This window comes from Mesorhizobium sp. M7A.F.Ca.AU.001.01.1.1 (genome assembly GCF_004022735.1).
Taxonomy (GTDB): domain Bacteria; phylum Pseudomonadota; class Alphaproteobacteria; order Rhizobiales; family Rhizobiaceae; genus Mesorhizobium; species Mesorhizobium ciceri.
In genome coordinates this window covers 1-9,098 of record NZ_RZPF01000207.1, presented here as the reverse complement: position 1 = coordinate 9,098, position 9,098 = coordinate 1, and the positions used below count along the sequence as shown (strand labels likewise).

Genomic DNA, 9,098 nt, shown 5'->3' with positions numbered 1-9,098 from the left:
GAACAAGGTCGTCTTCAACGTCGCCAAGAAGGCGTCGAAGCCGGAAATCAAGGCCGCCGTCGAAGCGCTGTTCGGCGTCAAGGTGATGGCCGTGAACACGCTTGTCCGCAAGGGCAAGATCAAGCGCTTCCGTGGCACGGTTGGCCGCCAGAGCGACGTCAAGAAGGCGGTTGTGACGCTGGCCGATGGCCAGTCGATCGACGTCGCGACGGGTCTCTGAGCAAGGCCGCGAGGACAGAACAATGGCACTGAAAAAATTCAACCCGGTAACGCCCAGCACCCGTCAGCTGGTCATCGTCGACCGCTCGGGCCTCTACAAGGGCAAGCCCGTCAAGGGTCTGACCGAAGGCCTGACCAAGTCGGGCGGCCGCAACAATCACGGTCGCATCACCGCCCGCTTCATCGGCGGTGGTCACAAGCGGTCGTACCGCATCATCGACTTCAAGCGCCGCAAGTTCGACGTCGTCGGCACGGTCGAGCGCATTGAGTACGATCCGAACCGCACCGCCTTCATCGCGCTGATCAAGTATGAGGATGGCGAGCTGTCCTACATCATCGCTCCGCAGCGTCTGGCTCCCGGCGACAAGATCGTGTCCGGTGAATCGGTCGACGTGAAGCCGGGCAATGCGATGCCGCTGGCTTCGATGCCGGTCGGCACCATCGTCCACAACATCGAGCTGAAGCCGGGCAAGGGCGCTCAGGTCGCCCGTTCGGCAGGTGGTTACGGTCAGCTGGTCGGTCGTGACCAGGGCATGGCGATCCTGCGCCTCAATTCGGGCGAGCAGCGTGTCGTTCACGGCTCCTGCATGGCCACTGTTGGCGCCGTGTCCAATCCGGACCACGGCAACATCAATGACGGCAAGGCCGGTCGCACGGTCTGGCGTGGCAAGCGCCCGCACAATCGCGGCGTGACCATGAACCCGGTCGACCATCCGCACGGCGGCGGCGAAGGCCGCACATCGGGTGGCCGCCATCCGGTTTCGCCCTGGGGCAAGCCGACCAAGGGCAAGAAGACGCGGTCCAACAAGGCGACCGACAAGTTCATCCTGCGCTCGCGCCATCAGCGCAAGAGCTAAGAAGAGGTAACGCCAAGTGACTCGTTCGATTTGGAAAGGCCCCTTCATTGACGGCTACCTTCTCAAGAAGGTGGACAAGGTTCGTGAAGGTGGTCGCAATGAGGTGATCAAGATGTGGAGCCGTCGCTCCACCATCCTGCCGCAGTTCGTCGGCTTCACCTTCGGTGTCTACAACGGCCAGAAGCATGTTCCCGTCTCGGTGAACGAGGACATGGTCGGTCACAAGTTCGGTGAATTCGCTCCGACCCGGACCTATTACGGTCACGGCGCGGATAAGAAGGCGAAGAGGAAATAATCATGGGCAAGGCCAAAGCTCCGCGCAGGCTTGCTGATAACGAAGCGCGCGCCGTATTGCGCACGATCCGTATCAGCCCGCAGAAGCTGAACCTGGTTGCCGCGCTGATCCGCGGCAAGAAGGTCGCGACAGCGCTTTCCGATCTCGAATTCTCGGCCAAGCGGATTTCCGGCACGGTCAAGAAGACGCTGGAATCGGCAATCGCCAACGCGGAAAACAACCACGACCTGGATGTCGATGCGCTGATCGTGGCGGAAGCCTATGTCGGCAAGTCGATCGTCATGAAGCGGTTCCATGCCCGTGGCCGCGGTCGCGCCAGCCGTATCGAGAAGCCGTTCTCGCACCTCACGATCGTCGTTCGTGAAGTCGAAGAAAAAGGGGAGGCCGCATAATGGGCCAGAAAGTCAATCCGATCGGTCTTCGCCTCGGCATCAACCGCACCTGGGATTCGCGCTGGTTCGCGAACACCGGCGAGTACGGCAAGCTGCTGCATGAGGACATCAAGATCCGCAAGTATCTCGAGAAGGAGCTCAAGCAGGCTGCCATCTCGAAGGTCGTGATCGAGCGTCCGCACAAGAAGTGCCGCGTCACCATCCATGCCGCGCGCCCGGGTCTGATCATCGGCAAGAAGGGCGCCGACATCGAGAAGCTTCGCAAGAAGCTGATGGAGATGACGAAGTCCGAGACGCACCTCAACATCGTTGAAGTGCGCAAGCCGGAGATCGACGCGACCCTGGTCGCCCAGTCGATCGCCCAGCAGCTCGAGCGTCGTATCGCGTTCCGCCGCGCCATGAAGCGTGCCGTTCAGTCGGCGATGCGCCTCGGTGCCGAAGGCATCCGCATCAACTGCGCCGGCCGCCTCGGCGGCGCTGAGATCGCGCGTATGGAATGGTATCGCGAAGGTCGCGTGCCGCTGCATACGCTGCGTGCGGACGTCGACTACGGTACGGCCGAAGCGCACACGGCTTATGGCATCTGCGGCGTCAAGGTCTGGGTGTTCAAGGGCGAGATCCTTGAGCATGACCCGATGGCTTCGGAGCGTCGGGCCAGCGAAAGCGATGCAGCGCATGGCGGTGGTGGTGATCGCGAACGCGGTCGTCGTCGCGAAAACGCCTGAGACATTTAGGAATTTGGAGTTAGAACGATGCTGCAGCCAAAGCGCACAAAGTTCCGCAAGCAGTTCAAGGGCCGTATCCATGGTACCGCAAAGGGCGGCACCAACCTGGATTTCGGTGGTTTCGGGCTGAAGGCGCTTGAGCCGAACCGCGTCACCGCACGTGAGATCGAGGCGGCCCGCCGCGCGATCACCCGTGAAATGAAGCGCGCTGGTCGCGTCTGGATCCGTATTTTCCCGGACGTGCCGGTCACTTCGAAGCCGACCGAAGTCCGCATGGGTAAGGGCAAGGGCGCGGTCGATTATTGGGCGGCGCGCGTCAAGCCAGGCCGCATCATGTTCGAGATCGACGGCGTCAATGAAGAAACCGCCCGTGAGGCACTGCGTCTCGGCGCGGCCAAGCTCTCGGTCAAGACGCGCTTCGTGCAGCGCATCGCAGAATAAGGACGGGCTGATCATGAAAGCCGAAGACATCCGGACCAAGACCCAGGACCAGCTGACCGACGACCTGGCCAGCCTGAAGAAGGAGCAGTTCAACCTGCGCTTCCAGAAGGCCACCGGCCAGCTCGAGAAGACCGCGCGCGTGAGACAGGTTCGTAAGGACATTGCGCGTATCAAGACCATCGCTGCGGAAAAGTCCGCGGCTAAGAAGGCTTAAGGACGAAAACCATGCCAAAGCGCATTCTGCAGGGCACCGTCGTCAGCGACAAGAACGAGAAGACGGTTGTCGTCAAGGTCGAACGGCGCTTCACGCATCCCGTGATGAAGAAGACCGTGCGCATGACCAAGAAGTACAAGGCGCACGACGAGAACAACGCCCACAAGGTTGGCGATCAGGTGTTCATCCAGGAATCGAAGCCGATTTCCAAGGACAAGCGCTGGATCGTCGTGTCTTCGGACCAAGCCTGACCTCGGGCGTAAACAACGAATTTTGGACAGACCGGGGAGGGGCTTTGAGCCCATCCCGTTAGAAGAGAAGAAGGCGGCCAGTCATGATTCAGATGCAAACAAACCTCGACGTCGCGGATAATTCCGGCGCCCGTCGTGTCATGTGCATCAAGGTGCTGGGCGGCTCGAAGCGGAAATACGCTTCCGTGGGCGACATCATCGTGGTGTCGATCAAGGAAGCCATTCCGCGCGGCCGCGTGAAGAAGGGCGATGTGATGAAGGCGGTCGTGGTTCGCACGGCCAAGGACATTCGCCGCCCGGATGGCAGCGTGATCCGTTTCGACAAGAACGCGGCCGTTCTCGTCGACAACAAGAAAGAGCCGATCGGCACGCGTATCTTCGGACCGGTTCCGCGCGAACTCCGCGCCAAGAACCACATGAAGATCATCTCGCTCGCGCCTGAAGTGCTGTAAGGAGCCGGACCAATGCAAAAAATTAGAAAAGGCGACAAGGTCGTCGTGCTGGCCGGCAAGGACAAGGGCCGTTCGGGCGAAGTCCTCTCGGTACAGCCGAAGGAAGACACCGCGCTGGTGCGCGGCGTCAACATGATCCGCCGTCACCAGAAGCAGTCCCAGTCCCAAGAGGGCGGGATCATCACCAAGGAAGCGCCGATCCAGCTGTCGAACATCGCGCTGGCCGACCCCAAGGATGGCAAGCCGACCCGCGTCGGCTTCATCTTCCAGAAGGACGGCAAGAAGGTGCGCGTCGCCAAGCGCTCGGGAGAAGTCATCAATGGCTAAGGCTCAAACCACGAAGCCCACGGCTGAAAGCAAACAGTCCAAGGCTCAGAACACGCCGCGCCTCAAGCAGGTCTACAACGAGACCATCCGCAAGGCGCTGCAGGAACAGTTCGGCTACGACAACGAGATGCAGGTTCCGCGCATCGACAAGATCGTGCTGAACATGGGCGTCGGCGAAGCGACCGCCGATTCGAAGAAGCCTTCGATCGCGGCCGAAGACCTGGCGATGATTGCCGGCCAGAAGGCCGTCGTCACCCGCGCCCGCAACTCGATCGCCGGCTTCAAGGTCCGCGAGAAGATGCCAATCGGCGCCAAGGTCACGTTGCGCAAGGAACGGATGTATGAGTTCCTCGACCGCCTCGTGAACATCGCACTGCCGCGCGTCCGCGACTTTCGCGGACTGAATCCGAAGAGCTTCGATGGCCGTGGCAACTACGCCATGGGCATCAAGGAACACATCGTGTTCCCGGAGATCAACTACGACAAGGTTGATCAGATCTGGGGCATGGACGTCATCGTTTGTACGACTGCGAAGACGGACGACGAAGCCAGGGCATTGCTCAAGGCCTTCAACTTCCCCTTCCGCCAGTAACGGCAGCGAGAAAAGGAAAAATCTGAAATGGCAAAGACCAGCTCAGTCGAGAAGAACAACAGGCGCCGCAAGCTTGCCGACCAGTACGGTCCCAAGCGGGCTGCGCTCAAGGCGATCATCATGGATCAGTCCAAGCCGATGGAAGAGCGTTTCCGCGCTCAGCTCAAGCTTGCTGCCATGCCGCGCAACTCGGCCAAGATCCGCATCCGCAACCGCTGCGAAGTCACCGGCCGTCCGCGCGCCTACTATCGCAAGCTCAAAGTATCGCGCATCGCGCTTCGTGATCTCGGCAATAACGGCCAGATCCCGGGCCTGGTCAAGTCGAGCTGGTAAGGAGGACATAACATGTCATTGAGCGATCCTCTCGGCGATATGCTGACCCGCATCCGCAACGCGTATGGCCGCAAGAAGTCGAGCGTTTCGACGCCGGCTTCGCGTCTGCGCACCCGCGTCCTCGACGTGCTGAAGGCTGAAGGCTATATCCGCGATTACAGCCAGACCGACTTCGACAACGGCAAGTCCGAAATCGAGATCGAGCTGAAGTATTTCGACGGCGCGCCGGTCGTGCGCGAAATCGCCCGCGTTTCGAAGCCAGGCCGCCGCGTCTATGTTTCGGCCAAGTCGATTCCGCAGGTCGCAAACGGCCTCGGCATCGCCATCCTTTCGACACCGAAGGGCGTGATGGCCGACCATGAAGCACGTGAACAGAACGTCGGCGGTGAGATCCTCTGCCAGATCTTCTGATCTGGCAGTTGACCGCAAAGTGGAATCCGGTCTTCGGATCGTTCCCGAAGACAGAGACCTGAAACAAGAGAAGTGACGAGGACAACAAAATGTCTCGTATTGGAAAGAAACCCGTTTCGCTGCCGCAGGGCGTGACCGCGACCGTCAACGGCCAGACCGTGACGGCGAAGGGCCCCAAGGGTGAGCTGAAGTTCGTGGTGAACGACGAAGTGCTGGTCAAGATGGAAGGCAGCGAGATCGCTGTCCAGCCGCGCGACCAGACCAAGACCGCCCGCTCCAAGTGGGGCATGTCGCGCACGCAGATCGTCAACATCCTGCAGGGTGTCAAGGACGGTTTCGAGAAGAAGCTCGAGATCACCGGCGTCGGCTATCGCGCGGCACTTCAGGGCAAGAACCTGCAGCTGGCGCTTGGCTTCAGCCATGACGTCGTCTATGAGACGCCGCAGGGCATCACCATCACCGTGCCGAAGCCGACTGAAATCACTGTGGCCGGCATCGACAAGCAGCAGGTCGGCCAGGTTGCGGCCGAGATCCGCGAGTATCGTGGTCCCGAGCCTTACAAGGGCAAGGGCGTCCGCTACGCCGGCGAGAAGATCGTCCGCAAGGAAGGCAAGAAGAAGTAGTAGGCCTGGCCTCGAGAAGTTGAAGACTTTTCGGAAAGGGCCAAGCCAAGAGTGTAACGCCGCGGGGAGCGGTCGCGGGAGGCGCTTTCGCCTACCGCATATGGCGGCCCCCGTTTTTTGAAGGCAAGGAAGACCATCATGGGTACCAAGGAATCCACGCAGCGCCGCGCGCAGCGCGTCCGTCGTCAGATCAAGAAGGTCGCCGGCGAGCGTCCGCGTCTGTCGGTTCACCGCACGTCGAAGAACATCTATGTGCAGGTCATCGACGACGCCAAGGGCCACACCATCGCCGCCGCTTCGACGCTCGAGAAGGACTTCAAGGGTTCGCTCAAGACCGGCGCCGACACCGCTGCCGCCACCGCGATCGGCAAGCTGATCGCCGAGCGCGCCACCAAGGCCGGCGTCAAGGAAGTCGTCTTCGACCGCGGCGCTTACATCTATCACGGCCGCGTCAAGGCGCTCGCCGAGGCTGCCCGCGAAGGTGGCTTGAGCTTCTAAGCATGATCCCGAAAAGTTGCAGACTTTTCGGATAAAGATTATGCGAAGGAAATGATTTCGCCCCCGGTGACCGTTTCCCGATTTAATCGGGGCGAGGCACCGGATCTTATCAGCAACCGTGCTTCCGGAAAAAAACAAGGAACAGGATATGGCACAGGAACGTAGGGATGGCGGCCGCGGCCGCGATCGTGAAGAACGCGATGACGGCATGGTGGACAAGCTCGTCCACATCAACCGCGTCGCCAAGGTCGTCAAGGGCGGCCGTCGCTTCGGTTTTGCAGCACTCGTCGTCGTCGGCGACCAGAAGGGCCGCGTCGGCTTTGGTCACGGCAAGGCGCGCGAAGTGCCGGAAGCTATCCGCAAGGCAACTGAATCGGCCAAGCGCGACATGATTTTCGTGCCGCTGCGCTCGGGCCGTACGCTGCATCACGACGTCGAAGGACGCTGGGGTGCTGGACGCGTGCTGCTGCGCGCCGCCAAGCAAGGTACCGGCATCATCGCCGGTGGCCCGATGCGCGCTGTCTTCGAGACGCTCGGCATGCATGACGTGGTCGCCAAGTCGATGGGTTCGTCGAACCCCTACAACATGGTTCGCGCCACCTTCGACGCGCTGAAGAGCCAGATGCATCCCAAGGATGTGGCTGCTGCTCGCGGCATCAAGTATTCGACCCTTCAGGCCCGCCGCGGCACCGCCGTTGCGGCTGAAGAATAGTCGATCTGACCAGGGATTTTGACCATGGCCAAGAAAGCAACCAAGACCATCACCGTTGAGCAGATCGGTTCGCCGATCCGCCGTCCGAAGGAACAGCGCGCGACGCTGGTCGGCCTCGGCCTCAACAAGATGCACAAGCAGCGCACGCTGGAAGATACGCCCTCCGTGCGCGGCATGATCGCTGCCGTCCAGCATCTCGTCCGCGTCGTGGACGAGGGCTGAGCCAGAGCGCAGGAGAAGTCAGATGAAACTCAACGATCTGCGTGACAAGGACGGCGCGACGCACTCCAAGAAGCGTCTCGGCCGTGGTATCGGCTCCGGCTCCGGCAAGACCGGCGGTCGCGGCGTCAAGGGCCAGAAGGCGCGCTCCGGCGTCGCCATCAACGGCTTCGAGGGTGGCCAGATGCCGCTCTACCGGCGCCTGCCGAAGCGTGGCTTCAACAACATCTTCGCCAAGAGCTTCACCGTCGTGTCGCTGGCCCGCATCCAGGTGGCCATCGACGCCAAGAAGCTCGACGCCAAGGCAACCGTGACGGCTGAATCGCTGGTTGCCGCCGGCGTCATCCGCCGCGTCAAGGACGGCGTGCGCATCCTCTCGGATGGCGAGATCAAGGCGAAGCTCGCCTTTGACGTCGCCGGCGCCTCCAAGGCCGCGATCGAGAAGATCGAAAAGGCCGGCGGTTCGGTCAAGCTGCCGCAGGAAAAAGCAGCTGCCGAGTAACGGCAATTTGAAGCGCGATCGGCAGGAGTGGGATCCGTTTTTGCTCACGATTTCGCTTTGATCTGCTCAACGAGGCGGCCGCGTCAACGCGGCCGCTTGCATGTTTAGAGCCCGGAGCTTATCTCGTGAGCTTCGGTGAAACGCGCCGCCTGACCTCAGGGCCATCAAGCGTTACCAAGCGGAGAATCAGGCATGGCTTCGGCTGCTGAACAATTAGCCTCGAATCTGAATTTCTCGGCCTTCGCCAAGGCGGAGGATTTGAAGAAGCGCATCTGGTTCACGATCGGCGCGCTGCTGGTTTATCGCCTCGGCACCTACATCCCGCTTCCCGGTATCAATCCCGACGCCTTCGCCCAGGCCTTCTCTTCGCAGAGCAAGGGCGTGCTCGGCATGTTCAACATGTTCGCCGGCGGCGCCGTGCAGCGCATGGCGATCTTTGCGCTCGGCATCATGCCTTACATCTCCGCCTCCATCATCATGCAGCTGATGACCTCGGTCATCCCGTCATTGGAAGCGCTGAAGAAGGAAGGCGAACAGGGCCGCAAGGTCATTAACCAGTACACGCGCTACGGCACCGTGCTGCTTGCGCTGGTTCAGGCCTATGGCATTTCGGTCGGTCTGGAAGGCGGCAACGGCATCGTCAGTGACCCCGGCATGTTCTTCCGCATCTCGACCGTCGTCACGCTGGTCGGCGGCACCATGTTCCTGATGTGGCTGGGCGAGCAGATCACCGCCCGCGGCATCGGCAACGGTATTTCGCTGATCATCTTCTCCGGCATCGTCGCCGGCCTGCCGCACGCCATCTCCGGCACGCTGGAGCTTGGCCGCACCGGCGCGCTGTCGACCGGCCTGATCCTGGCGATCATCGTGCTGGCTATCGTCGTCATTGCGCTCATCGTGTTCTTCGAGCGCGCCCAGCGCCGCTTGCTGATCCAGTATCCAAAGCGCCAGGTCGGCAACCGGATGTTCCAGGGCGATACCTCGCACCTGCCGCTGAAGCTCAACACGTCGGGCGTCATTCCGCCGATCTTTGCC

At 61.3% G+C, this 9,098-nt stretch carries 19 protein-coding genes; all 19 read left to right on the top strand.

What is annotated here, in order from left to right:
* Positions 1-220: 50S ribosomal protein L23 (locus tag EN884_RS14920; RefSeq protein WP_128337336.1), on the top strand; the 220-nt coding region annotated here is incomplete at its 5' end.
* Positions 221-242: 22 nt separating this feature from the next.
* Positions 243-1,076, top strand: a complete 834-nt coding sequence (gene rplB / locus EN884_RS14915; RefSeq protein ID WP_013531425.1) for a 50S ribosomal protein L2 — start codon at positions 243-245, stop codon at positions 1,074-1,076.
* A gap of 16 nt (positions 1,077-1,092) precedes the next feature.
* A complete protein-coding gene (rpsS, locus tag EN884_RS14910; RefSeq protein WP_006205463.1) occupies positions 1,093-1,371 on the top strand; it encodes a 30S ribosomal protein S19 in 279 nt (92 codons plus the stop codon).
* Positions 1,372-1,373: 2 nt separating this feature from the next.
* Positions 1,374-1,763 carry a 50S ribosomal protein L22 gene (gene rplV / locus EN884_RS14905; protein WP_006205462.1) on the top strand — a complete coding sequence of 130 codons (390 nt, stop codon included), beginning with the start codon at positions 1,374-1,376 and terminating at the stop codon, positions 1,761-1,763.
* A complete protein-coding gene (gene rpsC, locus EN884_RS14900; RefSeq protein ID WP_013531426.1) occupies positions 1,763-2,488 on the top strand; it encodes a 30S ribosomal protein S3 in 726 nt (241 codons plus the stop codon). The genes rplV and rpsC overlap by 1 nt, the downstream gene beginning before the upstream one ends.
* Positions 2,489-2,515: 27 nt before the next feature.
* Complete coding sequence (rplP, locus tag EN884_RS14895; RefSeq protein WP_013531427.1) at positions 2,516-2,929, top strand: 50S ribosomal protein L16; 414 nt, start codon at positions 2,516-2,518, stop codon at positions 2,927-2,929.
* Positions 2,930-2,942: 13 nt separating this feature from the next.
* On the top strand, positions 2,943-3,143 hold the full coding sequence (gene rpmC, locus EN884_RS14890; protein WP_006205459.1) for a 50S ribosomal protein L29: 201 nt from the start codon (positions 2,943-2,945) through the stop codon (positions 3,141-3,143).
* 11 nt (positions 3,144-3,154) lie between these two features.
* Entirely contained in the window at positions 3,155-3,394 is a 240-nt protein-coding gene (rpsQ, locus tag EN884_RS14885; RefSeq protein WP_010909280.1) for a 30S ribosomal protein S17, read from the top strand.
* A gap of 83 nt (positions 3,395-3,477) precedes the next feature.
* The gene (gene rplN, locus EN884_RS14880) at positions 3,478-3,846 is read left to right on the top strand and encodes a 50S ribosomal protein L14 (RefSeq protein WP_006205457.1); all 369 of its coding nucleotides are present in this window, start codon (positions 3,478-3,480) and stop codon (positions 3,844-3,846) included.
* 12 nt (positions 3,847-3,858) lie between these two features.
* The gene (gene rplX / locus EN884_RS14875) at positions 3,859-4,173 is read left to right on the top strand and encodes a 50S ribosomal protein L24 (RefSeq protein ID WP_013531428.1); all 315 of its coding nucleotides are present in this window, start codon (positions 3,859-3,861) and stop codon (positions 4,171-4,173) included.
* Positions 4,166-4,765 (top strand): 50S ribosomal protein L5, encoded by a 600-nt coding sequence (rplE, locus tag EN884_RS14870; RefSeq protein ID WP_063168070.1) that lies wholly within the window; start codon positions 4,166-4,168, stop codon positions 4,763-4,765. Before rplX ends, rplE begins: the two co-directional genes overlap by 8 nt.
* A gap of 27 nt (positions 4,766-4,792) precedes the next feature.
* A complete protein-coding gene (gene rpsN, locus EN884_RS14865; RefSeq protein ID WP_013895695.1) occupies positions 4,793-5,098 on the top strand; it encodes a 30S ribosomal protein S14 in 306 nt (101 codons plus the stop codon).
* A 12-nt stretch (positions 5,099-5,110) separates the two neighbouring features.
* Positions 5,111-5,509 (top strand): 30S ribosomal protein S8, encoded by a 399-nt coding sequence (gene rpsH, locus EN884_RS14860; protein ID WP_013531431.1) that lies wholly within the window; start codon positions 5,111-5,113, stop codon positions 5,507-5,509.
* An 89-nt stretch (positions 5,510-5,598) separates the two neighbouring features.
* On the top strand, positions 5,599-6,132 hold the full coding sequence (rplF, locus tag EN884_RS14855; protein WP_013531432.1) for a 50S ribosomal protein L6: 534 nt from the start codon (positions 5,599-5,601) through the stop codon (positions 6,130-6,132).
* A 138-nt stretch (positions 6,133-6,270) separates the two neighbouring features.
* On the top strand, positions 6,271-6,630 hold the full coding sequence (gene rplR, locus EN884_RS14850) for a 50S ribosomal protein L18 (RefSeq protein WP_013531433.1): 360 nt from the start codon (positions 6,271-6,273) through the stop codon (positions 6,628-6,630).
* A gap of 148 nt (positions 6,631-6,778) precedes the next feature.
* A complete protein-coding gene (rpsE, locus tag EN884_RS14845) occupies positions 6,779-7,342 on the top strand; it encodes a 30S ribosomal protein S5 (RefSeq protein WP_006333394.1) in 564 nt (187 codons plus the stop codon).
* A 24-nt stretch (positions 7,343-7,366) separates the two neighbouring features.
* Entirely contained in the window at positions 7,367-7,564 is a 198-nt protein-coding gene (gene rpmD / locus EN884_RS14840; protein WP_006205449.1) for a 50S ribosomal protein L30, read from the top strand.
* Between the two features lie 22 nt (positions 7,565-7,586).
* The gene (gene rplO / locus EN884_RS14835) at positions 7,587-8,063 is read left to right on the top strand and encodes a 50S ribosomal protein L15 (protein ID WP_013531434.1); all 477 of its coding nucleotides are present in this window, start codon (positions 7,587-7,589) and stop codon (positions 8,061-8,063) included.
* 192 nt (positions 8,064-8,255) lie between these two features.
* Positions 8,256-9,098, top strand: an 843-nt coding sequence (gene secY / locus EN884_RS14830; RefSeq protein ID WP_128360603.1) for a preprotein translocase subunit SecY, incomplete at its 3' end; no start/stop codon positions are given.

What these genes read in the sequence shown, in the direction of transcription:
- rplB (WP_013531425.1), top strand. Translation starts at nt 243, where the DNA reads ATGGCACTGAAAAAATTCAACCCGGTAACGCCCAGCACCCGTCAGCTG.
- rplV (WP_006205462.1), top strand. Translation starts at nt 1,374, where the DNA reads ATGGGCAAGGCCAAAGCTCCGCGCAGGCTTGCTGATAACGAAGCGCGC.
- rpsC (WP_013531426.1), top strand. Translation starts at nt 1,763, where the DNA reads ATGGGCCAGAAAGTCAATCCGATCGGTCTTCGCCTCGGCATCAACCGC.
- rplP (WP_013531427.1), top strand. Translation starts at nt 2,516, where the DNA reads ATGCTGCAGCCAAAGCGCACAAAGTTCCGCAAGCAGTTCAAGGGCCGT.
- rpmC (WP_006205459.1), top strand. Translation starts at nt 2,943, where the DNA reads ATGAAAGCCGAAGACATCCGGACCAAGACCCAGGACCAGCTGACCGAC.
- rpsQ (WP_010909280.1), top strand. Translation starts at nt 3,155, where the DNA reads ATGCCAAAGCGCATTCTGCAGGGCACCGTCGTCAGCGACAAGAACGAG.
- rplN (WP_006205457.1), top strand. Translation starts at nt 3,478, where the DNA reads ATGATTCAGATGCAAACAAACCTCGACGTCGCGGATAATTCCGGCGCC.
- rplX (WP_013531428.1), top strand. Translation starts at nt 3,859, where the DNA reads ATGCAAAAAATTAGAAAAGGCGACAAGGTCGTCGTGCTGGCCGGCAAG.
- rplE (WP_063168070.1), top strand. Translation starts at nt 4,166, where the DNA reads ATGGCTAAGGCTCAAACCACGAAGCCCACGGCTGAAAGCAAACAGTCC.
- rpsN (WP_013895695.1), top strand. Translation starts at nt 4,793, where the DNA reads ATGGCAAAGACCAGCTCAGTCGAGAAGAACAACAGGCGCCGCAAGCTT.
- rpsH (WP_013531431.1), top strand. Translation starts at nt 5,111, where the DNA reads ATGTCATTGAGCGATCCTCTCGGCGATATGCTGACCCGCATCCGCAAC.
- rplF (WP_013531432.1), top strand. Translation starts at nt 5,599, where the DNA reads ATGTCTCGTATTGGAAAGAAACCCGTTTCGCTGCCGCAGGGCGTGACC.
- rplR (WP_013531433.1), top strand. Translation starts at nt 6,271, where the DNA reads ATGGGTACCAAGGAATCCACGCAGCGCCGCGCGCAGCGCGTCCGTCGT.
- rpsE (WP_006333394.1), top strand. Translation starts at nt 6,779, where the DNA reads ATGGCACAGGAACGTAGGGATGGCGGCCGCGGCCGCGATCGTGAAGAA.
- rpmD (WP_006205449.1), top strand. Translation starts at nt 7,367, where the DNA reads ATGGCCAAGAAAGCAACCAAGACCATCACCGTTGAGCAGATCGGTTCG.
- rplO (WP_013531434.1), top strand. Translation starts at nt 7,587, where the DNA reads ATGAAACTCAACGATCTGCGTGACAAGGACGGCGCGACGCACTCCAAG.